Below are 25472 nucleotides of genomic sequence, written 5' to 3' on the forward strand. Positions count from 1 at the left end.
CAGGTCCGGTCAAAAGCCGGAAGAATCTTAATTTTGTAGATCATGAATATTATTATCGACAGGGCATCGTCCAGGGGACATGCCAACCACGGGTGGTTGAATACCTACCACACATTCAGTTTTGCCAATTATTTCAATCCGGACCGCATGCAGTTCGGAGCCCTTCGCGTACTCAATGACGATACGGTGCTTCCGGACGAAGGGTTCGGCACCCACCCCCACAAGAATATGGAAGTGATTTCCATTCCCTTGAAAGGGAAGCTCCGCCACGGCGACAGCCTGAACAACAGCCACACCATCACGCGCGGGGAAATCCAGCTCATGAGCGCGGGAACGGGCATCCTGCACAGCGAGTACAACGATAGTTCCACGGATAATCTGGAATTCCTGCAAATATGGGTTATTCCGGACAGGATCAACACGGAGCCCAAGTACAAGGATTACGACATCAAGCCCCTGCTGAAGCACAATGAGATTTCCACCTTCCTGGCTCCGGAAACGGCCATCTCCATCATGCAGCAGGCGTGGTTTTCCTGGGCGGAACTGGATCGCGGCACATCGCGGGAATACAAGTTCAAGGGCCAGAATACGGGCGTGTACGTCTTCGTGGTGGAAGGAGAGGTGAAGATCGGGGACACGGTGCTGAACCGCCGCGACGGAGCCGGCATCACGGATACGGAGGCCATCACCATGGAGGCCCTCCAGAATTCCACCGTTCTTCTGATGGAAGTGGCGCAATAGCGCAGCCGGGATTTCTCCGGAATTTCATCCGGATATGATTTACTTGGGCCTGCCCTCATGCGGAGGGCGGGCCCTTTTGCCGTCCTCCCCGTGCTTCCTCCGGCCCTTGATGAGCAGGCCCAGCCACCACCCCAGCTGCACGAGCCCGTAGCACAGTCCCCCCAGCACAACGCTGGAAACGGCCCAGCCCGTCAGGAATTCCAGGGAAACCATGCCTATGCCCAGGCCGTTGAACGGAGCCCAGGACCATTGTTCCACCCCCGTTTTCAGCATGTGCCAGGTGGCGCCGGAAGTCGGCAGGCCAAACCGGGAGAAGAGGAACCAGCCCAGCCACCACTGGGCGGGAATGGCAAAGAAGGTAAAACCGGGCGGGGAGAGCCAGGCCATCAGGATGGCCACCGGAATGTTCCCCTTGCGCCACAGGCAGGCGAATACGCCCCACAGGCTCTGCATGGGCAGCGGGGCGATCGCGGCGGCGGCCCCCCAGCCGGCCCCCACAGCCACGGATTCACGCGTCCACGACCAATAGACCGGGTCGAAGATTTTTGCGGAGAGAAAACGGCTGGTCCACGATTTTTTGCGCACTTCCGTCAGCAGGTAAAGCCTGACCTTGCGCATCAATTGCCTGTAGCGGTGTTCCATTCCGCGGCACAGTCTCATACAATCCCGCGCCTGATCAATCGCAAAATGCTCCAGCGCCTTCCATGCCGCATTTTTATCCCAAATGCCCCCGCCGCGCGGTTTTGCTTGATTCCCCATGCGGTTTCATGAAATACCTGCGTACGCACTTTTTCCCGGTTATTTTATGAGCAAACAACGACTCGACGTTCTTCTGGTTTCCCGCAATCTCGTAGAATCCCGGGAGCTGGCCCAGCGGCTCATCATCGCCGGAGAGGTGAGCGTGGGGGGGCATCCTTCCACCAAGCCGGGGCTCAAGGTCAGCGAAGATGCGGACATTTCCATCCGGAACCGCCCCCGCTACGTCAGCCGCGGCGGCCTGAAGATGGAGGGCGCGCTGAAGGCCTTCCCCGTTTCCGCGGAAGGCAAGGTCTGCCTGGACATCGGGGCCTCTACGGGAGGGTTCACGGACTGCCTGCTCCAGCACGGCGCCTGCCGGGTCCACGCGATCGACGTGGGAACCAACCAGCTCGTCTGGAAGCTGCGCCAGGACCCCCGCGTGGTCGTGAAGGAGAAGTTCAACGCCCGCTACATGACTCCGGAGGACATCGGCGAGCAGGTGGACCTGATCGTTTCAGACGTTTCCTTCATTTCCCTGAAAAAGATCCTGCCCGCCGCCTTCTCCCTGCTGAAAGAGGGAGGGAACGCCCTCGTGCTGATCAAGCCCCAGTTCGAGCTCCAGCCGGAGGACATCGGAGCCGGGGGCATCGTCCGGGACCCCGTCCTGCACCGGCGCGCGGTGGATTCCATACGCACTTTCGTCACGGAGGAACTGGGCCGCTCCTGGATGGGGTGCGAGCCCTCCCCCATCACCGGCACGGACGGCAATCACGAATTCCTGGCGTGGCTCAAGTAGAGCCGGAGCCCCCTTTTCCTGTGAGGCATGCCGCGTCCCGGAAACGCCGCCGCAGGCTGTCCACGCCAGCTTTCCGTTGACGCAGCACGCTGACGGAGAAGTGGAACTTTCTTTCCCCGGTGGGTCAGAGCCTGTGGTACACCTCGTCAAACGGGACTCTGCACCGCTCGCCCCAGATGCCTTTCTCTCCGTCCCGCATGCCGCAGGGAACAACCATATTGATCCCGGCGCCGTGAGGCAGTTTCAGCAGCTTTTTCATCCGCTTGCTGTCAAATCCCTCCAGCGGACAGGTATCATATCCTTCAGCGGCCATGGCAATCATGAACGTCTGGGCGGCAAGAGCGCAGGATTTGTTGACTGTGACGCGCATATCGCATTCCGAAACTTCGCGCATCATGGGGCGCAAAAGGCCGATGCCTTTAGCCAGCAGAACGCGGAACGCTCCCAGAATCCCGCCGCAGCGCGCGTAAAGGAACGGCATCAGCCTTCCATAGTATAACTCCCGGTCCCTGATGCGTTTGGCCTGGCGTGCCTCCGGGCTGTTCCTCCGGATGTTTCCACGCTCGAATTCGAGGACAAATTGCGCCCGCTGCCGGTACAAGTCCTGCCGCGTCACGAAAACGACTATTTCCGAAGCCGTGGCGGCAGCCGACTGGCCGAGGCACGCTCCGGCAATACGGGCTATCAATTCAGGCCGGGTGATTTGGAAGAAGTCCCACAGCTGCATGTTGGAACTGCTGGGAGCCAGGGCGGCCAGTTCCAGGCAGCGCTTTACCTTTTCGGGGTCCAGCGGTTTATTTTTATCGAATACCCGCACGGCGCGCCGGTAATTCAAGGCCTCTTCCAAGTTCATCCCGCTTCCCGCCAACTGCTATTGATTAAATCGGTTCATGACCGTTTCAGCCATTTTTTCAGAGCTGAACGGGTCCTGGCCCGTGATCAGGTTTCCGTCAGTGACTACTTCCGGCATCATCGGGATCAATGCCTTTTTGTAATCCGCACGGCGTTCCTTCAGCGCGGATTCCAGATCGAAAGGCACCTCCTTTTTCTTTCCGGCCAGGCCTTCCTCAAACCAGCTGAATCCCGTGACCTTTTTATCTTTTACCAGATATTGCCCGTCCGAGAGTTTCACGTTCAATAATCCGCATACGCCATGGCAAATGGCCGCAACTACCTTATTGTTTTCATAGTGGTCCTTGATGAGCGTCTGCAGAACGGTGTTATCCGGGAAATCGAACATCGCGCCGTGGCCGCCGGCCAGATAAATGCAGTCGAACAATTCACCGGAAACTTCATCCAGGCTTTTCGTGTGCCGCAGCACGTTCCGGAATTCCGAATCGTCCCAGTATTCCTTGGAGAGTTTGTCCATGTACATTGTTTTCAGGCTCGTGGGATCAACAGGGGTATCGCCTCCCCTGGGACTTGCAATGACAATATCATATCCCCGCTTTTTCGCGCTGTCATACATGTGGGCAAGCTCGCTGAGCCATAATCCCGTTTCCTGTTTTCCGTCCGGAAACATTCCGGTTCCGGTTACTACCATTAATATTTTCATTTGTTTCATATTTCTGTTTTTCCTGTTCTATATAACTGCCGGCCATCATCTGTAATTTCTGAATGAATTATTCATTACACACTGCCGGGCATATTTTATTTTTCATCTATTGGCAGTTTCAACCATGCACGGAAAATGAAACCCTTGTCAATGCGCCACTTTATTCTAATAAAAAGGCGCCGCCGGTTAAATGGCGGCCTGCCGCTCCCCTTTTAAGGATATCCCTAACAGGAATTCCGGGGTGGCCTTCCGGGCTTCAGGGCGGCATCCGGAAAGAGGAAAACATGTTGCATAAATATTTAAAATCAATTCATTTCCAACATAATACAAAAACACCACCCCTATCTTATTCCTCCGGTCCGGCCATGGAGGGGGAAACGGGCCCCCTTCATTCCCTGCCGCTCCGCGAACACCGGAACGGCCACGGCGGTTCCGCACCTTCTCCAATGACACAGAATCTTCATTGACGGAACCGGGGCACCTGAACATGCAGCGCTCCTCTCCGGCATCAATCCGCTGGAAAAAGAAGATTCCGCCTTCCTTCATTCCATCAAAAACGCCGCCCTTCCGCGGAACCGGGAAAGGCGGCGTGTCCGTTGCTGAAACGGAGAATTAAAGCTGGGAAGCGGCTCCCTTGTCCAGAAGGAACTTGGCGTTCGGGTGCTTCTGCAGGTAGGAGGCGGCCACGTCCACCGTCACCGGGCCCTGAACGGCCTTTTTCACGATGGAAGCCTTCTTTTCTCCCCAGGCCATCAGGGCCACTTCACGGGCGCCCATGATGGTGGCCACGCCCATGGTGATGGCCGTAGTGGGAACGTTTTCAATGCCGCCGAAGGCGGGGGCCGCGTCGGAGCGGGTGAGATCGTCCAGGTGCACCTGGCGGGTGATCGTGGTGTCGTCGGAGCCGGGTTCGTTGAAACCGATGTGCCCGGTGCGGCCGATGCCCAGAATCTGGAGATCAATGCCGCCGCAATCCTTGATCTTCTGTTCGTAGGCGGCGCAGTGCGCGGCAATTTCGTCTCCCTTCACCGTGCCGGAGGGAAGATTGATGTTTTCCGGCTTCATGTCGATGTGGTTGAACAGGTTGGTATGCATGAAGTACCAGTAGGATTCCGGATGGTCCCGGTCCAGGCCGCTGTATTCGTCCAGGTTGAAGGAGATGACGTTGGCAAAGGAGAGTCCTTCCTCCTTGTGCATGCGCACCAGTTCCGCATAAAAAGGCAGGGGGGTGGCTCCGGTGGCAAGGCCCAGCACCACGTTCCGGCCTTCGGCGGCGCGGGAACGGATCAGTTCCGCAACTTCTTTTGCCAGGGATTTGGCAGCATCCTGGGGAGTTTCAAAAGTTTCTACTTTCATAACGCGCCACATCCTACTCCGCTCCCTGGCATCATTCAATCAGAAATAGTCCCGGAAAGATGCGCTAAAATGGAAAAGACCGCCAGGGTCCCCCCGGGGCGAACCGGGCGGGAAAGGATTCCCACCCTTCCCCGCGTTCCGGGATATTCCTTTCTCCTCCGCACTTCCCGCCGCCGCATTGCCAGTCGAGAACGGAAAATCCTCCGGATGGACGAAGTACCGGGAGAAGGGAACTCGCCGCAAGGCGGAGGAATCCGTCCTTTCCTCCGTCCCGTGCGGCACGCCGCATTCCCCTTGCACTTTCCCCTCCGATCATGTATTGCCTGTGCCTGACATGGCAGGTTTAATTATTTCACCAAGGGCGCGCATTTTTCAGGGACACGACTGGGTTTACGGAACGGAGGTCCGCAAGGTTTTCGGCAATCCCCAGCCCGGAGACGTGGTGGCGCTGAAGGATTTCAAGGACCGCTTCCTGGGATCCGCCATGTTCAACCCCCATTCCCAGATTGTGGCCAGGCGCTTTTCCCGCCGCAAGCAGGAGCTGGACGGGGATTTTTTCAGCAGGCGCATCAGCCAGGCGCTGGAATTGCGCAGCCGCTTCCTGCCGGGAGAAACGCTCGCGCGCGTCGTCTGGAGCGAGTCGGACGGCCTGCCCGGCCTGATCGTGGACCGCTATGCGGATTACCTGGTGGTTCAGACGCTGACGCTGGCCATGGAACGCCGCCTCCACATCATCCTGAACGTGCTGGAGGACCTGCTCTCCCCCAGGGGAATCATCGTCAGGAACGATTCCCCCATGCTGGCGGCGGAAGGCATTGAACCTTCCGTCAGCATAGCCCGCGGCGCGGAGCCGGAGCCGTTCACCGCCCGGAGCGGGGACATCCAGTTCATGATCAACCTGCAGACGGGCCAGAAAACCGGGCTGTACCTGGACCAGCTGGACAATTACGCGGCCGTGGCGCGCCTGGCGCCTGGACGCCGCGTGCTGGACTGCTTCTGCAACCAGGGCGGTTTTGCCCTGGCCTGCGCACGGGCCGGAGCGGCGGAAGTCACCGCCGTGGACGTTTCCCAGGAGGCGATGGATGCCGTGGAGCGCAACGCGCGCCTGAACGGGGTTTCCGTGCGGGGCGTCACGGACAACGCGTTCGATTTTCTGAAGAAGGAAGCGGCCCTGGTCCGGGACGGGGGAGCACACAAGTGGGACCTGATCATTCTGGACCCGCCTTCCTTCACCAGAAACAAGAAATCCGTGCATGACGCCATGCGCGGGTACAAGGAAATCCACCTGCGCGCCATGAAGCTTCTGGCTCCCGGCGGCATCCTTTCCACCTTCTGCTGCTCCCACCACGCCGGCACGGGCCTGTTCCGGGAGAGCATTCTGGAAGCGGCCATAGACGCTCCCGCCACCCTGCGGCTGATACAGCAACACGGACAGAGGCCGGACCACCCTGTTCTGCTGAACATTCCTGAAACGGAATACCTTAAGGGCTTCACGTATGAGCTGCTTCCGGGGAGATAATATCGTTAGAATTACGATAACTTTCCCGCTTCCCCTTGAATGTAATGGCCGCTCTGTTTTTTTGAGAAAAAAAACAGTCGTTTGAATGAAAAAAAAAGCTTGTAACCCCGGCGGTCCTCACCTATATTGCGTTCCGAGCAGGTGAGCGCTCGTTAAAAAAGCTCTCTGGGTTCGCAAGGACCCAGTTTCATAGGGTAGTTGGGGCGCCCCGGCCGTTTTACGGCCGGGGCGACTTTCTTTTTCGGGGAATGCCTGGATTTGCATCTTTTCAAGCTGGCGGTTTTATAGTAAAGTTATCACTGTAACAACCTTTTCCCTTCCATGCACCCTGCCGTAGAACAAATCCGCCAATACCTGCAACTGATTGCCCTTCAATTTGTCCAACATCCGGAACAGGCGGAGTTGCGCGTGGCCGAATCCCCGCAGGGCGACGCCGTGCGCTTCCGGCTGATTCTGGAAAAGACGGACGTGGCCCGCATCATCGGGCGCAACGGCATGACCGCTTCCGCCATCCGTTCCCTGGCCAAGGCGGCAGGGGAGAAGAACGGCATCAAGGTCATCGTACACATGCTTTCCCATGAGGAAGCCGCCGAACAGGCCTGAGCGGCCCGCACAGCGTTAAAATTGACAAAGCCGGAGGGAATCCCGTTCCCCCCGGCTTTTTAACGTACCGTGCTTCCCGCGCCGCTCCTACAATTCCACATCCAGCACCAGGGCCAGCAGATTGAAGGGGCCGGGCTCCTCCACGCGGAGAGCGAACGCGGCCTGTTCATCCGTGCCGTAGTTGTGGGTGAGCCGGACATAGCCGGAGTACGGGGCTTCCGCGCCATACCGGCCGGGCTGGAAGCGACGCCACGCTCCGGGAGTCCCCGTGCCGTACAGGAATTGCAGGGAGCTTTCATGCAGGAGCGCCCTGGCTCCCAGCTGTTTCTTCAACCTGCCGAGCGTTTCCAGACTTTCAAGGGGCATGGTTCTCACCTCGGCCGGGGCGGCCATCCCTGCCCTGACGGTTTCCCCTTCCCTCCTTTCCGGGCACGGCGCATTTCCTTCCCCGTCCACCAGAATTGTGGAGCAGAAGCCGTTTCCGTCCATCAGGACCGCCTCGCATCCGGCCAGATGCCGCAGCCCGGAAAGGCGGCCGTCCCGGACGACCGCTTCCGTGCACGCGTCCAGGTATTCGTTGCCCTCCGCCATGCGTTCCACCGTGATGCAGGCATGTTCCCCCTCTCCCCGTTCCACGGTGAACCAGACTTCCTCATCCTGCGTGTCCTGCGAACTACGCAGGGAGGCCACGGACAGAATGCGGCCATGCTCCAGGCGGTGGGCATGCCACGCCACGATGTTCTGTTCCCTGTTCAGAGTCATGCAGACCGCACTGCCGTCCTTCAGTACGCACCAGACGTGAAACGCCGTGCTGCGCTGGACGGTCCAGTCCACGATACCCTCCGTCAGAAGATGGTCGGAAAGAAGACTCACGTCCCGCGTGAGAAAGCCGTCCGCCTCCAGGGAATAAAAAAATTCCCGTACTTTCCTGCCCCCCTGCTGGACGAAGAGCAGGCTGTTTTCCACGGTCAGCGCGTCCAGCAGGGAGGAACCTACGCCGGAGTGGCGCTCAAATTCCGCATTGTTCGCATTGATTCCCGCGGAGTCGGACGCCCGGAGCCGCCATTCCCCTTCGCTGGTGCCGATCATCAGGCCCCGGAGGGAGGATATCCACGCGATCCTGTTCTGCTGGGAGGCCGCCATGGTCAGAATCATGGGGGAGTCCGCCGGTATTCCGGGAGTGAATGAGGAAAAGTCGTCCACCCTGCTGGCCCAGAGGGTCTGCGGCTGGTCCGGAGTGCTGCCGAACCAGAGGCGTCCCTGGGAAAATTCAATGGTGCACGGGTAGCCGTTCCTCACCCCGAAGGCGCTGAAGGACCAGTCGTTGGTGTCATAGTCGTACAGCATGCGGCCCGACATGTGCACGGCGTCGCGCACATGCACGCACCGCGGGGAAATGTACTTGTCCACCACGAATTCGTGGTCGTAGGAGCAGGACGCCGCCCGCAATTCCGGAGTTCCCGTGGAAGAACCGTTTTTATAGGACATCAGCCGGAGGGTGTAAAAGGAGAATTCTTCTTCATTCCCGCTCAGGGCGAAGTTGTTCCTGAACCCATCCTTCTGGTAGAAGCTCTTGACGGAGTGCCAGACCAGGGAGGGCTCATTGGGCAGGTAGTTGGAGCCGTCCAGGTACGCCCGGCGCACTTCCCATTCCGCGTCCCATGTTCCGGTGGTTTCCACCGTCCACGCCCCGCTGACGAACGTGTACGGGCAGGCATCCGCGCCTTTTTCAAAGAAGGACGTGTACTGTTCCGGAGAATTCTTTCCGGCCACATAGTCCGTATCCTTGCTGAACGGGCGGATGCAGGTGTAGGCGTTCCGCCATCCGTTCTTTCCTTCCATGGAAAAGGTGGCTCCCTTGTAGAAGTTCTGGTTCAGCGTCGTGGTATGGAACATGGGCATCTGTTCGGCGCGGGCAAAGCCCTCGTCGTGCCTTCTGGTGATGCGGATATGTTCCGTGCCCTCCATCTCCGGAGTGAACACGTCTTCATCCGCGGTTACTACCAGCTTGTTCCCCTCATCGGAAAAGACCACCCGGTATTCGATCCTCACGGAGTTGAGCAGGGAGCTTTCGTAGGGAATGCCGGAAAACTCCAGCGGCTTCAGCCGCCAGTCGTCGTCGGCATGGCGGGAGAGCGTCATGGGGGGAGTTTCCGGCTCCACGCAGTAAATCACGTCGTTCAACTGCTGCATCCTGAGGTTCCTGACCTGCGCGTCGCTCTTCCAGGGGGAGGCGGTTTCCAGCACCTTCCCCTCCGCATCCAGCAGCGGCGCGCCGTCCTTGAAGTAGCGGACGTAGCCGCGGCCCAGCTCCAGCATGAACTGGACACCCGTGGAGTATTTAAAGGAGACCAGCCTCACCATGCCTTCCGCGCCCCCGGCACGGGCGACCAGCTGCGTTCCGGGCCTGCGCCTGAGGCCGCCGAAGGGAGTGACCAGGAAGTTCATCAGGCGGGAGGCCCCGCGCGCTACGGGGTCCAGGTCCGCGCGGCCGGAAAGCCACGGGCTTAATTCTCCCGCCGTGAAACTGAGCCGTTGTAATACTTGCTTTGCCATATTCCCCCCACGGAAACAGGGAGGAAGAGGCGCAGTCAAGACGCCGGAAAGGTGCTGCCCTTCCCGGCCCGGCCGCTACAGGGCGATGGCCCAGAGGACTTTCAGGTAGCGCCCTTCCGGGTAGGTGCTCAGGTAGGGATGGTCCCAGCCGGGGCCGGTCATGCCCATGATCTGGAGCTTGCGCCCCTGCCGCTGGGCCGCTTTGATGACGGTCTGCTCAAATTCGTAGGGGGAAAGCAGCCCGGAGCAGGAGCAGGTGACGAAGAGGCCGCCCGGCCTGACGCACTGGAGCCCCAGCATGTTCAGGTCATGGTATTTCTTGATTCCTTCCTCAAAGCCGTCGCGGCCAATGATGAATTTGGGCGGGTCCAGAAGAACGGCGTCAAACAGGCGGCCGTTGCGCACCATCTGGCGCGCGTACACGAAGGCGTCCGCATGCACGAATTCGATGCGCTGCTGGTTGATGTTCGCGTTCCGTCTGGCCATGGCCACGGCTTTTTCATCCAGGTCCACGGCCGTTACCTCCGCGGCGCCGCCAAGCATTTTGGCGGCAATGGAGAAGCCGCCGCTGTAGCAGCACAGGTCCAGCACCGTCCCCCCCTTCACGAGGGAGGCGAATTTGAGGCGGTTGTCCCGCTGGTCGCAGAAGAAGCCCGTCTTGTGCCCCTGGGCGAAGTCCACTTCATACGTAATGCCGTTTTCCACAATCTTCACCAGCTTGACGGGAGCGGAGGATTCCGGCGCGTCTTCCGGGCGGATGCCCTCCATGCGGGCGATTCCATCGTCCACCTGAATCACGTGCCTTCTGGTGTCGCACAGGCGGTGCAGCAGGGGGAGCCAGCGCTCCAGCCGCTGCCAGACGGCCAGCGTGCTCACTTCCAGGCTCAGGACGTCCGCGTAGCGGTCCACGACCAGGCCGCCCACGCCGTCGGAATCACCGTGCAGCACGCGGTAGGCGTTCGTCGTCTCATCCAGGCGCAGGATATCGCGGCGCAGTTTCACGGCCCGTTCCAGAGCGGCGTCCAGTTCCCGTTCCCCGAAGGCGTCGCGGCCGTGGTACACCATGCGCAGGGGGGTGCGGCTCGTCTCGTTCCAGAAGCCGGAGCCGAACAATTCCCCGTTTTTGTCGTACACGTGCACCAGGCTCCCCGGCGCTATTTCTCCGCTGACGGAGCCGAGCATGCGGGGGAACACGGCGGGATTGTACGTGAAGTATTTCAGCTCCACCCACGGGGAAAGCCAGCTTTCGCTGCCCTCCGGGGACTTGTTGACAAACAGGTTCTTTTTGGGTGCGGTGCGCGGGCGACCCGCCGGGGGGCGGCGGTCTCTCCAGGAAGGTTTGGAACGGGAGTCGCGCGGATGGTAGGAACTGCGGGGAGAATGGGAATCGTTCATGAGATGCGGGAAAGAAATGTTGGATCTGCGGCATAGCTGGCCACGGCCAGCTCAACGGCTTCGCGGTACGGCCTCACGGGACGGCCCAGCAGGGAAGCCAGCCGTCCGGAGGACATGGCGGTATGCCTGGGCCGAGCATCCCTGAAACCCGCCTGTTCGTCGAGCTTTTGTTCCGCCACGGGCGGCAGCTCATGCAGAAGCCCGTGCTTCACCGCGCTTTCCAGGGCCGCCAGCGCGTACCCGTGCCATGAGACCGGCTCCCCGGACTGGCACAGGTGCAGGATTCCCGCCGCGTCGCTCTCATAGGCCAGAAAGCGGAGCCATTCGCACAAATCCTCAATCCACGCGGGGAGGGACCACTTGTCCGCCACGGCGGCCAGGGCCTGCCCGTTCAGCGCGCGCCGGAGCATCATCTCCGGAAAGGAGGGGCGGGCGGGATTGCCGAACACCCAGGAAACGCGGGCCACCAGGGCTTCCGGCATTTCCTCCCGCACGCGGAGCTCCGCCTCCAGCTTGGATTCCCCGTACACGTTCACGGGGCGGCATTTGTCCGTCTCCGTCTTCAGGCCGGGCCGGCGGCCGTCCAGAACGTAGTCCGTACTCAGGTGGATGAAGCGCATGCCCTCCAGGCGGCACAGGCGCGCCATCAGCTCCGGCGCCATGGCATTCACCCGGTGCGCGGTTACCGGGTCGTCCAGGCAGGCTTCCAGCCCACTTACCGCCGCGCAGTTGATGACGTGCGTGGCTCCGGAAGAAAGAAGAAATTTTTTCAGCGCGGACAAGTCCTCCAAATCGCAGGTATTGCGCCCGCAGGCAACCACTTCCGCTCCTGCATCCCGCAGGTGTTCCGCCAGGCGGCTCCCCACACGGCCTCCGGCCCCGAATACCAATGTTCTGGACATGCGCACAGCCTACCCGCTGTCCCTCTAAAATCCAGTGAAAACCTCTTTTCATCGTGACAAAAAACCAAAAGCTGATTCAATGAATATTGTGTTTTACTATGAATATTCTTTAACGGCTTGCGGCCCTCTCAATGCCAGGGCCGCGGAAGTATGCAGGAAAGGGGCTCTCATCAGGACGGAGGAAGGCGGCTACGGCTGCATCCAGCCCTGGCCGGAGCTGGGGGACCACTCCCTGCAGAAGGAACTGGACGCGCTCAGGAAAGGCAATCCGCTGCCCCTGGGCAAACGGGCCCTGGAATGCGCGCGGGTGGACGGGGAGGCGCGCGCCGCCGGCGTCAGCCTGTTCTCCGGCCTCCACATTCCGGCCAGCCATGCCACCCTTCCCAGCTGCGTCAGCCCGGCCACTATCAGAATCATGGAAACGAAGGGCTTCAAGGCGGGAAAGATCAAGGCGAGCTCCAATCCGGCGGCGGCCCTGGAACGGCTGACCATGCTGGCCTCCATGGTTCCTTCCTGGCGCTGGCGCCTGGATTTCAACGGTTCCCTGGACGGGAACGAGGCGCTCCAGTTCTGGAAGTCCCTGCCGCACCACCTCAAAAGCCGGATAGATTTCATTGAAGACCCCTGCCCCTTTTCCGTTCCCGGCTGGGAACGTCTGGTGGATGCGGGCATGCCGCTGGCCCTGGACATGGGGACAGACACGGAACACCAGCCCGCCGTCACGGCGGACCTTCCCGTCACGCGCATCGTCAAACCGGCGCGGGAGGCCACGCCCGGGGACCTGCATGATCCCCCCGTCTTCACCACCGTCATGGACCACCCCGTGGGGCAGTTGTGGGCCGTTTACCAGGCGGCGGAGTATTACCGCGACGCGCTTCCCACGGAGATTCCGCTTTGCGGCCTGTGCACCCACCTCCTGTTTGAACCGGACCCCTTCATCGACCAGATGGGAGGCATGAATCCGCAGGTAGCCGTTCCCGCCGGAACGGGGCTGGGCTTTGACGGCATGCTGGAAGCACTGCCCTGGAAGAAGCTCTGAACGGAGGACGCCCGTTTCCCATCCTTCCCCCTGATCTTCTTTTTCCTTCCGCCTTCTCCCGGCGGACGCCGCATGCAAAAAGGCATGGAGCCGCAACGGTTCCATGCCTTTCTTTTCCGCCTCTGTTTCAGAATTTCACGGTTTCCGGCCTGGGTCCGTGGAAAATTTCAGACCGGGGAATTCCTTTACGTTGCAGCCGGGCGTTTTGGGATTCACCTGCACCGGGACGAAGGTGAACATCCAGCGGCGGGTGCTGTTGTTGTTCGGGCTCTTTACCAGAACGTGGTTCCAGCCTTTCTTGAGGGCAATCATGGCAGGTTCACGGAAATGGTAGTTTTCATCCACCATCACGCCGCCGTTGCGCGGCCTGGCCCACTTGGGAGGCTCAATTTCCTTTCCGTTGACGAAGAACCTGGGATTCGCATGGAACCACTTGCCCGGCACGCTGGCGGGGCCGTTGCGCCAGTCCGACGTGGCCCAGGTGTGGCCGCTCACCCAGAAGGGGACCGTCTGGGCCTTGGGGGAATAAATGTAGGTCTGCGCGTAATAGGTATGGTTCTTGTGCGGGAAGGCCCCCATTTTCGCTCCGTTGAACAGCGTCGGGAAATCGCAGTAATGCTTGAAAATGACAGTGGCGCCGGTGTAGTCGTCCTTGGACCATGTGTAGGTGACACCGTCAATTTCATAGGAATCCTTCATTTTTCCGCTCTTGACGTCTTCCTCCGGACCAAATTCCGTTTCCGTCTTCCCGCCGTGGGGAATGGGCCCCAACAGCTTCCACGGAATGTTCGCCTGGCGCACGTAGTTGAACTCCTTGTTTACGAAGAAGCGGTCCCGGATGGCGAGTACGCGGTTTTCATAGTCCGCAAAGCCTTTCAGGAGCGGGTCCCCCTGCACGGGAAGGTTGGAGAAGTATTTCATGTACTCGTCCTGGTTGGGGTCCCCCTGAACCTTTTCATGCGGATTGTTCCACAGGGGTTCCGAAACGAAGGCCATGCCGGCGTAAACGGGCGTCTGGAGGACCTGGTTGCGCGGGTCCGTAATCTCCAGGTCCGGCCATGAACAGAGAATCATGCCCAGCCCTTCCGCGTTCTGGAACGGGCATGCCCGGCGGAAGTACATGGTCATGGCCGTTTCAAACGGATCAATGTGGTTCAGGTAGGTTTCCAGGGAATCGATATACTTCGACCCGGCGGTAGGCCAAGCCCGGCGGTTCTGGCGTCCGGACCACAGGTGCTGGATGGAGCCGTTATAGCCCTTAGGATTCAGGCCGGGCTGCCACCTCATGGGCGTGCGCCCGCAGGACTCCACCGCATTGACGTATTCCTTTAGAATGGCATCGTTCACCTGCTCGTCCTTGCCGTGAGCCTCGTCCGTACCGATGTGGATAATCGGCATCTTTTCCTTGGGGACCAGGGAGCACATCTCCTTGATCAGGGCCACCAGGGCCTTGGTGGCCTTTTCATCGCTCATCTTGACGCCAAGAGCCTTGCGGAAGGCCGCGCTGTGCCCCGGCATGTCCATTTCCGGAATCAGCAGAATGTTGCGCAGGCGGCAGTATTCCACCAGTTGCTTGAATTCCTTCTGCGTGTAGAATTTGCCCGGCATGCGCGTGAAATTCTTGGGGTCGTTCAGTTCCGGATAAATCCTGGACTCCAGGCGCCAGCCGGGATTCTCCGTGAAATGGAAATGGTACACGTTCAGCTTGAGCTGGCCCATGGAGTCCAGCTCCTGGGCGATCAGGGGCAGCGGCATGTAATTGCGTCCCACGTCGTTCATGAATCCACGGACCTCAAAATCCGGCCAATCCACGATGTCGCAGGCGGCAATCGTCGTTTTCCCGTCCCGGCGCAGAAGAAGCTGTTCCAGGGTTTTCAATCCGTAATAAAAACCTTTGGTGTCCCTGGCCATGATCAGGGCGCCGCCGGGAGTCACCCGCAGGGAATAGGCCTCTTCCTTCAATTTGGGATTTTCCGTGCCGGCCTTCACGTCCCCCTGCACGAATTTGACGGCAAACGCCCCCTCCTGGGAAACCTGCACCCCGTGGCCGGCCAGGAAGGACTTCAGCTCGGACACGATAAACTTCATTTGTTCCGGATAGGACGTGCGAGCTGGCGCCGGAGCCTGGATGCGCACGGACTGGACGGGGACCGCCCTGCCGCTCCACTTCACCTGCTGGGGCATGGGAACCAGCGGCGGCCGGTCCGCCGGGAACATCCGGTAATTGGGGCCGTTGGCGGGGAAGGCGGGAGCCGTGTCCTGCCCCCGGACGCCGCCGACCGCCAGACAAAGGCAGATAACTGGCAATATAAAGGATTTCATACGACGCATGATACATATCCGGGAAAAACATTCCTGTCAAACTTCAGCGTCATTCCGGCCCGGTTTTGCAAAAAGACCAGAGCTTTTATTCCGTGCCGGGCGCGGCCCCCGCAGGCAGGGTGTCCTCCACTTCCCCGGTTACGCCGTCAACGGCCACGCCGCGGCGCACGGCATAAAGCGCGGCTTCATCCCCGCTTTTTCCGGATACGAACGCCCAGTAATAGGACTTCCGGTCATGGTAGCAGGCCCATTCCCCGCCAACGCCGGGCCGGGCCTCCATCAGGAGGGAATAGGAGTCCGCAGGAGACACCGCAAACCCGCGCGGGGTCTCCAGCCCGGCGGATGGGAAGGACCGGATTTCCCCCCTCCACACCAGTTCCAGAGGCGAGGACGATAGCAGCCCGTCCGCCAGATGGCTGCCCGCCAGCATCTGGTGCGCTCCGAACATGGGGAGGCAGGACGCACAGAGGGAAAGGGAACAGCCGGCGGCGGCGCGCAGGAAAATATGAAAGGGAAAAGACATGGCGTGCTTCGGGAAATTGCGGAAAGGAATCAACTCCCCAACGCTTCCCCAGTCAATCAAAAAGGCGCCAATTTCCGGGAAAAAAGGGAGAATGACCGCGCGGCGCGGAAAGCGGGCCTTTCCTGCGGCGTCCGGAAAGGAAACCGTGCCTTTCCCTGCCGGACAGGGGGGCCGCTTGACATCCCTTTTCCGCACTCCTATAGTTTGCACTCCGTTGAAAAAAGAGCCGGATTCATGACACCCCAGTCACGCAACATCTCGGAATTGGAAAACGCATCCGTCTGGCGTCTTCTGGTCCAGTATTCCCTGCCCTCCATCGCAGGCATGGTGGTGTACTCCCTGTACAACATCATTGACAGCGTGTTCATCGGCCACGGCGTGGGGCCGCTCGCCCTTTCCGGCCTGGCGGTCACCTTCCCCATCATGAACCTGACCTTCGCCCTGGGAACGCTGGTGGGCATAGGCGGGGCGGCCATCAGCTCCATCAGGCTGGGCAAGAAGGACCCGGAGGGGACGGAGCACACGCTGGGGAACGTCCTGGTGATGAGCCTGATCGCCTCCGTGGTGCTCGCCGTTCCCACACTGATTTTCCTCAAGGAAATTCTGGCCGCCTTCGGAGCCAGCGGGCAGACTCTGGCCTACGGGTATGACTTCATGCTGGTCACCCTGCTGGGGCTGCCCGTCACGTACGTCTTTTTCAATCTCAACCACGTGATGCGGGCCACGGGCTACCCGAAGAAGGCCATGGGCTCCACCCTGCTTTCCGTAGGCATCAACATCGTTCTGGCGCCCATCTTCATTTTCTGGCTCAAGTGGGGCATCACCGGGGCGGCGCTCGCCACGCTGATCGCCCAGATTGCCGGCATGGCGCGCGTACTCATCCATTTTTCAGATAAATCCAGCGCCGTCCATTTCCGCAGCGGCATCTGGAACCTGAAAAAAGCCATCGTCACCGGCATCCTGTCCATCGGACTGGCTCCGTGCCTGGTGAACGTGTGCGGCAGCGCGGTGGCCATTGCCATCAACAGGCAGCTTGCGGACCACGGCGGGGACCTGGCCATAGGCGCCTTCGGCATCATCAACCGGATTCTCATCCTGTTCGCGATGCTCGTCATCGGCCTCACGCAGGGCATGCAGCCCATCATCGGCTACAATCACGGAGCCATGAAACCGGACCGGGTGCTGCTTACCCTGAAATACGGGGTGATTACGGGCACGGCGTTCACCACGGCGGGCTTCCTGGCCTGCATGTTCTTTTCCCACGGCATTGCGGCCCTGTTTACGGATGACGCACAATTGATCAGCCTGGCCGCGGGCGGTCTGAAGATCGTCATTCTGGCCTTTCCGCTCATCGGCAGCCAGATCGTCATCGGGAACTTTTTCCAGGCCATCGGCAAGGCGAGGCTGGCCATTTTCCTCTCCCTCACCCGCCAGCTGCTGTTCCTGCTGCCGTTCCTGCTGATTTTACCGGAGTTCTGGGGGCAGACGGGCGTGTGGGCGTCCATGCCGCTGGCGGACGTTCTTTCCTCCATCGTCACCCTGTGGTTTATCCGCAGGTTCCTGAAGTATTACTGCGGGAAAAACCGGGAATACCTGGCGCAGCCTGCCGGGCAGGTCTAACATTTCCGGCGGCCTTGTTGCGTCCTTTTTCAAGGACATGATACTGGCAGTATGCCTAACGCGCCGCGTTTTACGGACTCTATGTTGATGACAGCCCCCTATGGAATGAGGCGGAAAGCCCGGAGCTTTTCACGGCGTCCGCGCAACCGCCTCCGCTCCACCGCGGCGGAAAAAGACAAATGCGGAAAAATTATTCTGACCAAACTCACAGAGACGATGAAAAACGGAATCATGATGCAATACTTTGAGTGGAACCTGCCCAACGACGGACAGTTCTGGAACAAACTGAAGGAAGACGCCCCCCATCTGGAGGAAATAGGGGTGACGGCCGTCTGGATTCCGCCGGCCTACAAGGGCAAGGAACAGAACGACGTGGGATACGGCACCTACGACCTGTTTGATCTGGGGGAATTCGACCAGAAAAACACCGTGCGCACCAAGTACGGCACCAAGCAGGAGCTCCAGGACGCCATCAAGGCCCTCCACGACCACCATGTGGACGTTTACCTGGACGCCGTGATGAACCACAAGGCCGGGGCCGATTACACGGAAAAGTTCATGGCCAAGGAAGTGGACGAGAACAACCGGGAGGAGGAAACCACGGACGCCTACGAAATTGAAGGCTGGACCGGATTTAATTTCCCCGGCCGCGGAGACAAGTATTCCGACTTCAAATGGCACTGGTACCACTTTACCGGCACGGATTACGACAACAAGACGGGCAAAACCACCGTGTTCAAGATCATGGGGGACGGGAAGGACTGGAGCAGCGGCGTGGATGACGAAAATGGAAATTACGACTACCTCATGTTCGCCAATCTGGACTTCGACCACCCGGAAGTGGTGAAGGAGATGGAAAAATGGGGCGTATGGGTCTCCCGCGAACTTGACCTGGACGGCATGAGGCTGGACGCCATCAAGCACATCAACGACGAGTTTATCAAGAAGTTCCTGGCTGCCGTCCGCAAGGAGCGGGGCGAGGATTTCTACGCCGTGGGGGAATACTGGAAGCAGGACCTGGATTCCCTGGACGAATACCTGAAGGAGGAACGCTACAAGGTGGACCTTTTCGACGTGCCCCTGCACTACAACATGTACCAGGCTTCCGAACACGGCCGGGATTACGACCTGACCAAGATTCTGGACGGAACGCTGGTCCAGAACCACCCCACCCTGGCCGTCACCTTTGTGGACAACCACGATTCCCAGTGGGGCAGTTCCCTGCAATCAGCCGTCAAGGACTGGTTCAAGCCTTCCGCCTACGCACTGATCCTGCTCATGAAGGACGGCTACCCCTGCATCTTTTACGGGGATTACTACGGCGTCAGCGGCAATCCGCCCGTGCACCGCGGCATCATTGACAACCTGCTGGAAATCCGCAAGAACCACGCCTACGGGGAGCAGAATTACTACTTCGACCATCCGAATACCATCGGCTTCACCCGAGTGGGGGACGAACAGCATCCGAAATCCGGCGTGGCCGTACTCATCTCCAACGGGGAAAACGGGGACAAGGTCATGAACGTGGGCAAACAGCACGCGGGAGAAACCTGGAAGGAAGCCACCGGAAACGTGGAGGAAACCGTCACCATCGACGACGAAGGCAACGGTCAGTTCATCGTCCACGGCGGCAACGTGGCCGTCTGGATTCCGGAGAACGCTCCCCAGGACCCCAAACAGGACGCCCGGAAGGACGATGCCGAGGAAGAAAGCTGACCCATTTGCCGCAGGCGGATGAGCACCGCCTGACGGGACTTTTTATCGGTGGTCTGGCCCTTCCGGAATTTTCCGGAACGCGGTCAGGCCGTTTTTACTTTAATCACCAGCTTGCGGATGACGCCTTCCCCAATGCACCCGGCATGGGCGTCTTCCGGGAAAAACACGGCGAACTGGCCGGGCCTGACGGTGAAGGAAGTTTCTTCCGCGTCGTCGTAATGCTGCGCATCCTTCTCTTCCTGGAAGGGTTCGAACGGTTTTTCCAGCGCGGCGCGCTCCTTCCAGGTAAAGCGTTCGTCCCGTGAAAGGGGGACGTGGATGTCGATGAATTTGTTGTGGACCTCCATTCTGGCCTTTTCCGGAGCTTTCATCGCCGTCTCGTTCACCATCACGATCAGAGCGCCTTCCACAAGGACATGGAGCCCCGGCTCCAGAACGGCCGGATCCGCCGCGCGTACGAAGTCGAAAGCCTGCCTAAACAGGGGATTCAGTTTTTCATAACGGGCGGAATCGGCAAGGGAGGCAATAATCATGGCAGGGAATTTTGTTTAAAGGAAACGCCATTCTAATATACCGGCAGGCTCCGTCAAATCCTTTGGTTAAATCCATTCAATTCCTATTCTTCAAACATCGTTTGAAACAAACAGTCAATATATTGGAAAAATAAAAAAACGCACATCGGATTACGAATCCGGCGTCAAGAAAATATTTTTAGACTTTGCCTGTTGCCACCAGTGCTATTTCCCGTAAAAATTAAGAAAACATGATTTAAAATTGCCTGGTTTTTTATGATCGTACCTATCCGTGCGGGAGTTATCCTTTGATGCCCTTTTTACAATATTGGCACGGATTCGTAATCCGACAAGCTATGAACAGTTCTTCTGTTCAATATTCGCATGAAAAAGCTCCTTTGTACCATTTGCCTGGGCATAGCCTCTCTGGCAGCCTCCGTTTCCGCGGCTACCGTTGAGCTGATGCCGGAAATCTCCTCCATCACCGGCCAGGGCTACAATTCCGCAGGACGTCTTGCCAATAACAACATCACGGCCGCCGACGTCAAGGCATGGCTGGGGCCCGCCGGACGCGCGGACGGATGGTACACCACCACCGGAAACGGCGACATGCGCTGGGGCCAGGCTTCCGCCAATGCGGCGGACCAGACCATCACCCTTCCCAACATGCCCGGCACGATCGGGGTTTGCGCCGGACTGAAGATGACCATTGAAAACATCCAGGCCTATTCCGGACTCACTTTCAGCTTCAGCCTGACTCCTCCCGGAACGGGCCCCACGTACACCTATTCCGTCTGGTATGAAACCACGGACGGAGATTTAGTGGAACTCTGCAAGGGAAGCAGGGGCAACAATGCCTCCCAGTGGAACGTTTCCTACGATGTGACCGACGAACAGCTCGCGGCCATGAAGACAAACGGCAACGGCAAGGTTTATGCCGTCATCGGCAGTTCGGGCGGCAACAACGGCAACAACGGAATCATCCGCGATATTTCGCTGGAAGGAACACTGGCGGTTCCGGAACCCGCAGCGGCTTCCCTGAGTCTTCTGGGTCTGGCCGCGCTGATGATGCGCCGCCGCAGGGTGTAACGGAAATATAATTTCCTTCCGGTTTTCACGGAAAAGGCCGTCCCTTCCCACGGGACGGCCTTTTTTTGTCGGAGGATTATTCCGAAAAGGCGCCCTTCCCCCCTGTTCCGGCATGCTTGCAATCTACCCTTTCTCCTTCTCGTTCCTGTTCCGGGAATCTCCTTTCGTCATGCAGTATGGCAAAAGGCTTGCCTTTTCATCTTCATCAGAATATTAGAGTAACTGTAACTGTCCCCCAAAACGATGATCAAGCAAAAGCCCAAACTGGGCACTTACAGGGCCTCCCACGACCGCACTCCCAAATATACGGTCAAGCAGGTGGCGGACATGATGGAAATGTCCGCCTACACCATCCGTTATTATGAGAACGTGGGGCTGATTCCCGACGTGGACCGCAGCGGCGGAAACGCCCGCATGTTTTCCGAATACACCCTGGGCTGGCTCCGCCTGGTTCACTGCCTCCGCATGACGGGGCTTCCCATTGAGGAGGTCAAGCACTACATCGACCTGTGCCAGGAAGGGGATTCCACCATTCCGGAACGGGCTGAACTCATCTTCAAGCAGGAAAAAAGCCTCAGGAACCAGCTCCGCGTGCTGAAAAAGCAGATGGAAGTGCTGAAATACAAGAAGAAATTCTACCAGGACCTGCTGGAAAACCGCAGGCCGGACAGCTGCAATCCCCTGAACCACGCCCCCGCGAACGAACCGAACATCACGCCGGAGGACTGAACGCGGTTACCGGATGAAATTGGTCCCCACGCGCGGTTCTTCCTCGGGAAGGGGCACTCCCGCCAGCTTTCCCGCTTCAATGCTTTTCAGCAGCCAGGCCATGTTCCGGCCCAGCGTCCTCATGATTTGCAGGCCTTCCAGGTCCTTGCGGACTTCGTCCGGCGTGTTCCCGTGAACCATGTTCCAGTATTGGGAGGAGACGATGGGCATGGAGCTGAACAGCAGGTATTTGTTCAACTGGTCAAGCGTGGCGGTGCTCCCCGCCCTGCGGCAGCTGGTGACCGCCGCGCCGGGCTTGCCCCTGAACCGGGCCGATGCGATATAAAATACCCGGTCCAGGAAGGAGCTCATGTCCCCCGCCGCTGAAGCGAAATGAACGGGGGAGCCAAACACGAAGCCGTCGCATCCCGGAACTTTTTCAAGGAACAGGTTCACGCAGTCATTCCGGAAGCACTTGCCCGTTTTCCGGCATTCGCCGCAGGCGATGCACCCGGCTACCGGATGACTGCCTATCCAGAAAATTTCCGTTTCCACGCCGCAGCCCTCCAGCGCCCCCGCAACTTCCTTCAGCGCCGTATAGGTACACCCGTGTTCATGCGGGCTTCCATTGACGAGCGCCACTTTCAGCTTTTTTCCGGAGGCGGCGGGAACGGTTTCCGCGGCGGACGCAAAGCCCAGCCCCAGCCCGGCTCCGGCGGCGGCCATGCCCATCTGTTTCAGGCTCGCTCTCCGCGAGATGCTGCTTGAACTATTCATCATGGATGGTCCTATTACAAAAAAGAGGGGGAAGACATCCCCCTCTTTGTCATGATCTGTTTTCTGTTCCGGGCGCTGCTATTTCCCTCCGGCGGCCTCCGCGTATTCCTTATCCGTCACGGGGCCGCCCCAGACGGTTTTGTTGGACGCGGCTTTAGGAGTAATGCCGATGTGGACGAATTCGCTGTCCGGAGCCGCTCCGTGCCAGTGCTCCGTATTTGCCGGGATTTCCACCACGCTGCCGGGCTCCAGGCGGCGGGCCTTCCTGCCGCGCTCCTGGTAATAGCCCGCACCCTCCGTGCAGAACAGCACCTGCCCCACGGAATGGCTGTGCCAGTTGTTGCGCGTGCCGGGGGCAAAGGTGACGTTGTAGGCGGACATGTCGTAATCCCTGTTGTCCACCATCATGGCCACCCAGGCCTTCCCGGTGAAATTGGCGGGGGCGGGATTGCCCTTCGGGAAGGGGTCGTCCCTTCCGGCGGAGCCGGAAATATCCAGGATAGCGTCCACCTGTTCGTCCGTCAGGCCGTTGTGTTTGCCGATGCGGATGTGGGAGTTCAACTGGCTTTCCGTACCCTTCATGGAAGCCAGAGCCGCAATGGTGGCAAGCTCTCGGGTTTTCCAGTCAAGATTGTCGCGCCCAAAGATGTCGCCGAAGAGGTGGGCTTTCAGGAACTCGTCAATGGCCGGGGCAAACTGGAAAAGCTCGCCCTTGACCGGAGCGCCGCAGAGTTTTGTCTGGTTCTCCGTGCCGAAGTCGATACTCCTGCCAGCCGGAGGGGCTCCGGCTTCCGCACCCTCCCTGTCGTTGATGCCGCGCGCGGCGCGCTCCTTGGACAGCTCCATCAGGGAGCTCAAAGCGTTCAGGCTGCGGGGGAAACCGCAATAGGCATACATCTGGACGAGAACTTCCCTGATCTCGTTCAGGCTGAGTCCGGCGTCCAGCCCCGCGGCCAGGGCGGTTTTGAGTCCGTCCATGTCGCCGCGGGCGGTATGGGCGCTGATGGCGGCAATCTGCCGTTCCTTTGGCGACAGGGCTTCCGTGCTGTTGTTCATGGTCTGTGCTTCCGTGTAGTTCATCAGGAAAAGGAGGGAACAGGCCGTTCCCAGAAGGATTCGTTTCATCAGGAGCATTATTTGTTGATGGTGATTGTGTCATTGACCCACTTGGCCAGGGCGGCCCGGGACGTTCTGATTCCGTCGCCGGCAAAGGCGCCGCCCTTGAGGACGGAGGACTTAGGGCACAGTTTGCGGACCGCGTCCGCGCAGCGCGCCATGCCGCCGCCCCCGTGCGTCACAAAGGGAATCACCGTCTTTCCAGAGAGATCATGCCCCGCCAAAAAGGAGGAAACGGGAGGGGCGATCGTGCTCCACCAGTTGGGACTCCCGATGAACACGACGTCGTACTTCCCGAGGTCCTCCACCCGGGCGCTCAATTCCGGCCTGGCTCCTTCCTGAATCTCTTTCTTGGCCTGCACGGTGCATTCCCGGTAATCGGCGGGATAAGGCTTGACAGGCTTGATTTCAAACAAGGTTCCCCCCGTTTCCTTCTGGATCTGGGCGGCCGCGTACTTCGTGTTGCCGCCCCAGGAATAATAGGCGATGAGAATCCTGGACGGTTCCGTGGAAACTTTGGGCTGTTCCTGGGCTGAACATCCCAGCCCGGTCAGGAGTGACGCCGCCACGGCGGCTATGATTGATTTGCTCTTCATGTCTGGTGTTCCGGTGAATGGTTGACCTGTGCACCGGTCCGTACCGGGCCGGTTCATCCGGGGAAGGCCGTACTCCGGCGCTTCCCCTTGTCTCCTGTTTAAAGGTTACAGTTACTGTAAGTCAACAGGATTCCATGAAAAACTTTTTCTCCAGCTTTTCCGGCAAAGATGGAATATTGCTCCATCAAAGGAAAATCCCCATGCTCCTCATTCCGGCATGGGCCGCCCACATTCATGAAGATCAACGGCTTTCTGCCGGGCAGAAAAAAATTCCACGCCCCGCATGACGCGACGATGCTGGGACCGCATGCCGTTTGCCATCCGTACACATCCGGTACGCTAGGTACGCTATTTTGATCCGTTCACGACCTCCGGCCATTTGGGAAGGCAAGCGGCTTCAGCACCTTTCACTTATCTCCAATTTTGGAAAAGGAAAGGCGCGGGGATAGGGAGAATCCGGGGGGCCTATTCCTTTATCCGATCAATATAAACTATTTCAGGTTTGTCCCCCTGGAACTTGAGTCCGTAAAAATTCGTGATTATTTGCGTCCTCACCTGCCCCGCTCTTTTTTTAAGGGTGAGACGGATTTTTGCCACCGCCTCATAATCAAATAAATTGTTGCCTTCCGCCTTGTTTGCCTTCACATCCAACAAATCCGTGGCAAAAATTTCATAAGGGCGGGTATGGTTTTTTATATCTTTCATGATAAAAGACTTGCCCACCTGCCCTTTATCAAAATACTTAAAAATGCGGTCCCCGAAACATGCCATCTGTCCCTCTACATTTCCGATGTTCATGAAACGGCAATGATTTTCAACCAGCTCAAGTACTTTCTTTTCCCTGTCTCGGGAAAGATCGGCAACGGAAAGAACGGTTTCAGTTGTTGAGGCTTTGGCGTACCTGCCACGGGCCCCTGAAATGGAGGGGGAGAACTCCAATTCCCATTGCAAATAAAATGTTGTACATTAATAAGATTATCTACATGAAGATGAAAAATAGAAAAACTTCCCACTCCGCCGAGAGCCAGCCATCCCAGGCCTTTTCCAGTCCTAAAATCCATAAATAGCAGTTTTCTTTTGGGATTGAGTTGAAATATCACCTTATGGTACCATATTTTTAAAAATAAGTCAAACTTCAACCCCAGATGTGAAGGAATCGGCGGCATGCCGTTTTCAGCACGTTCCCGCAGCTCCGATCTCTCTTTATCAACATCAAATGTCGTTCATTCCGCGCAGGCATGGGAAAAATCCGGCACTCCAAAAACTTTTTCCAGCCTCAGGAATCATGAAGGA

Annotated in this window: 24 protein-coding genes; 10 read left to right on the forward strand and 14 right to left on the reverse strand. The window is 58.7% G+C overall.

Translation table 11 applies throughout. From position 1 onward, the window contains the following. Positions 1-42: 42 nt before the first annotated feature. Entirely contained in the window at positions 43-741 is a 699-nt protein-coding gene (locus tag OQH67_RS11765; RefSeq protein ID WP_215433746.1) for a pirin family protein, read from the forward strand. A 39-nt stretch (positions 742-780) separates the two neighbouring features. Here OQH67_RS11765 and OQH67_RS11770 read toward each other — a convergent pair whose 3' ends face one another. Beyond that, positions 781-1401, reverse strand: a complete 621-nt coding sequence (locus tag OQH67_RS11770) for a DUF2062 domain-containing protein (RefSeq protein WP_215458911.1) — start codon at positions 1399-1401, stop codon at positions 781-783. Between the two features lie 145 nt (positions 1402-1546). Here OQH67_RS11770 and OQH67_RS11775 point away from each other — a divergent pair, with 145 nt between their 5' ends. Beyond that, on the forward strand, positions 1547-2275 hold the full coding sequence (locus tag OQH67_RS11775; RefSeq protein WP_215433740.1) for a TlyA family RNA methyltransferase: 729 nt from the start codon (positions 1547-1549) through the stop codon (positions 2273-2275). 124 nt (positions 2276-2399) lie between these two features. Here OQH67_RS11775 and OQH67_RS11780 read toward each other — a convergent pair whose 3' ends face one another. Further along, the gene (locus tag OQH67_RS11780) at positions 2400-3128 is read right to left on the reverse strand and encodes a nitroreductase family protein (RefSeq protein ID WP_215433737.1); all 729 of its coding nucleotides are present in this window, start codon (positions 3126-3128) and stop codon (positions 2400-2402) included. Between the two features lie 18 nt (positions 3129-3146). Then, positions 3147-3839 (reverse strand): type 1 glutamine amidotransferase domain-containing protein, encoded by a 693-nt coding sequence (locus tag OQH67_RS11785; RefSeq protein ID WP_215458910.1) that lies wholly within the window; start codon positions 3837-3839, stop codon positions 3147-3149. 53 nt (positions 3840-3892) lie between these two features. Here OQH67_RS11785 and OQH67_RS11790 point away from each other — a divergent pair, with 53 nt between their 5' ends. Beyond that, complete coding sequence (locus OQH67_RS11790; RefSeq protein WP_215433731.1) at positions 3893-4297, forward strand: hypothetical protein; 405 nt, start codon at positions 3893-3895, stop codon at positions 4295-4297. A gap of 145 nt (positions 4298-4442) precedes the next feature. Here the strand turns inward: OQH67_RS11790 and nagB are convergent, their stop codons facing one another. After that, entirely contained in the window at positions 4443-5186 is a 744-nt protein-coding gene (gene nagB / locus OQH67_RS11795) for a glucosamine-6-phosphate deaminase (RefSeq protein ID WP_130082742.1), read from the reverse strand. A gap of 334 nt (positions 5187-5520) precedes the next feature. Between nagB and OQH67_RS11800 the strand changes: the two genes are divergently transcribed. Both OQH67_RS11800 and OQH67_RS11805 read left to right on the forward strand, forming a co-directional pair. Continuing rightward, positions 5521-6705: a class I SAM-dependent rRNA methyltransferase gene (locus OQH67_RS11800; RefSeq protein WP_215433728.1), complete on the forward strand. Its 1185-nt coding sequence runs from the start codon at positions 5521-5523 to the stop codon at positions 6703-6705. A 321-nt stretch (positions 6706-7026) separates the two neighbouring features. Then, positions 7027-7308, forward strand: a complete 282-nt coding sequence (locus OQH67_RS11805; RefSeq protein ID WP_067570394.1) for a KH domain-containing protein — start codon at positions 7027-7029, stop codon at positions 7306-7308. Between the two features lie 87 nt (positions 7309-7395). On the opposite strand, the gene OQH67_RS11810 is transcribed toward OQH67_RS11805, so the two are convergent. From OQH67_RS11810 to OQH67_RS11820, 3 genes are all read right to left on the reverse strand, one after another. Beyond that, positions 7396-9864 (reverse strand): phage tail protein, encoded by a 2469-nt coding sequence (locus OQH67_RS11810; RefSeq protein ID WP_215433726.1) that lies wholly within the window; start codon positions 9862-9864, stop codon positions 7396-7398. Positions 9865-9939: 75 nt separating this feature from the next. Next, entirely contained in the window at positions 9940-11259 is a 1320-nt protein-coding gene (locus tag OQH67_RS11815; protein WP_215433724.1) for a class I SAM-dependent rRNA methyltransferase, read from the reverse strand. Next, positions 11256-12161, reverse strand: coding sequence for an SDR family oxidoreductase (locus OQH67_RS11820; protein ID WP_215433723.1), 906 nt, complete (start codon positions 12159-12161; stop codon positions 11256-11258). The genes OQH67_RS11815 and OQH67_RS11820 overlap by 4 nt, the downstream gene beginning before the upstream one ends. Before the next feature lie 79 nt (positions 12162-12240). Here OQH67_RS11820 and OQH67_RS11825 point away from each other — a divergent pair, with 79 nt between their 5' ends. Beyond that, positions 12241-13200: an enolase C-terminal domain-like protein gene (locus tag OQH67_RS11825; RefSeq protein ID WP_215433722.1), complete on the forward strand. Its 960-nt coding sequence runs from the start codon at positions 12241-12243 to the stop codon at positions 13198-13200. 135 nt (positions 13201-13335) lie between these two features. Here OQH67_RS11825 and OQH67_RS11830 read toward each other — a convergent pair whose 3' ends face one another. Then, positions 13336-15522, reverse strand: coding sequence for a family 20 glycosylhydrolase (locus tag OQH67_RS11830; RefSeq protein ID WP_215433720.1), 2187 nt, complete (start codon positions 15520-15522; stop codon positions 13336-13338). 85 nt (positions 15523-15607) lie between these two features. Next, the gene (locus tag OQH67_RS11835) at positions 15608-16045 is read right to left on the reverse strand and encodes a hypothetical protein (RefSeq protein ID WP_215433717.1); all 438 of its coding nucleotides are present in this window, start codon (positions 16043-16045) and stop codon (positions 15608-15610) included. 234 nt (positions 16046-16279) lie between these two features. Here OQH67_RS11835 and OQH67_RS11840 point away from each other — a divergent pair, with 234 nt between their 5' ends. Beyond that, positions 16280-17665: an MATE family efflux transporter gene (locus tag OQH67_RS11840; RefSeq protein ID WP_215433714.1), complete on the forward strand. Its 1386-nt coding sequence runs from the start codon at positions 16280-16282 to the stop codon at positions 17663-17665. A gap of 216 nt (positions 17666-17881) precedes the next feature. Next, positions 17882-19381 carry an alpha-amylase gene (locus OQH67_RS11845; protein WP_215433711.1) on the forward strand — a complete coding sequence of 500 codons (1500 nt, stop codon included), beginning with the start codon at positions 17882-17884 and terminating at the stop codon, positions 19379-19381. 83 nt (positions 19382-19464) lie between these two features. Here the strand turns inward: OQH67_RS11845 and OQH67_RS11850 are convergent, their stop codons facing one another. After that, positions 19465-19914, reverse strand: a complete 450-nt coding sequence (locus OQH67_RS11850; protein ID WP_215433708.1) for a NanQ anomerase/TabA/YiaL family protein — start codon at positions 19912-19914, stop codon at positions 19465-19467. 363 nt (positions 19915-20277) lie between these two features. On the opposite strand from OQH67_RS11850, the gene OQH67_RS11855 reads away from it, so the two are divergent. Beyond that, positions 20278-20982 (forward strand): PEP-CTERM sorting domain-containing protein, encoded by a 705-nt coding sequence (locus OQH67_RS11855; RefSeq protein WP_215433706.1) that lies wholly within the window; start codon positions 20278-20280, stop codon positions 20980-20982. A 243-nt stretch (positions 20983-21225) separates the two neighbouring features. Next, the gene (locus OQH67_RS11860; protein ID WP_215433704.1) at positions 21226-21711 is read left to right on the forward strand and encodes a MerR family transcriptional regulator; all 486 of its coding nucleotides are present in this window, start codon (positions 21226-21228) and stop codon (positions 21709-21711) included. Between the two features lie 6 nt (positions 21712-21717). Here OQH67_RS11860 and OQH67_RS11865 read toward each other — a convergent pair whose 3' ends face one another. The 4 genes from OQH67_RS11865 to OQH67_RS11880 all read right to left on the reverse strand — a co-directional run bounded on the left by OQH67_RS11865 (position 21718) and on the right by OQH67_RS11880 (position 25130). After that, entirely contained in the window at positions 21718-22338 is a 621-nt protein-coding gene (locus tag OQH67_RS11865) for a flavodoxin family protein (protein ID WP_343195898.1), read from the reverse strand. A 207-nt stretch (positions 22339-22545) separates the two neighbouring features. Further along, positions 22546-23592 carry a carboxymuconolactone decarboxylase family protein gene (locus OQH67_RS11870; RefSeq protein WP_215433701.1) on the reverse strand — a complete coding sequence of 349 codons (1047 nt, stop codon included), beginning with the start codon at positions 23590-23592 and terminating at the stop codon, positions 22546-22548. 8 nt (positions 23593-23600) lie between these two features. Beyond that, positions 23601-24179: a flavodoxin gene (locus tag OQH67_RS11875; RefSeq protein ID WP_251828193.1), complete on the reverse strand. Its 579-nt coding sequence runs from the start codon at positions 24177-24179 to the stop codon at positions 23601-23603. A 465-nt stretch (positions 24180-24644) separates the two neighbouring features. Next, complete coding sequence (locus OQH67_RS11880) at positions 24645-25130, reverse strand: hypothetical protein (protein ID WP_215433699.1); 486 nt, start codon at positions 25128-25130, stop codon at positions 24645-24647. Between the last annotated feature and the right edge of the window lie 342 nt (positions 25131-25472).

The sequence above is a fragment of the Akkermansia biwaensis genome (assembly GCF_026072915.1).
Taxonomy (GTDB): Bacteria; Verrucomicrobiota; Verrucomicrobiia; order Verrucomicrobiales; family Akkermansiaceae; genus Akkermansia; species Akkermansia biwaensis.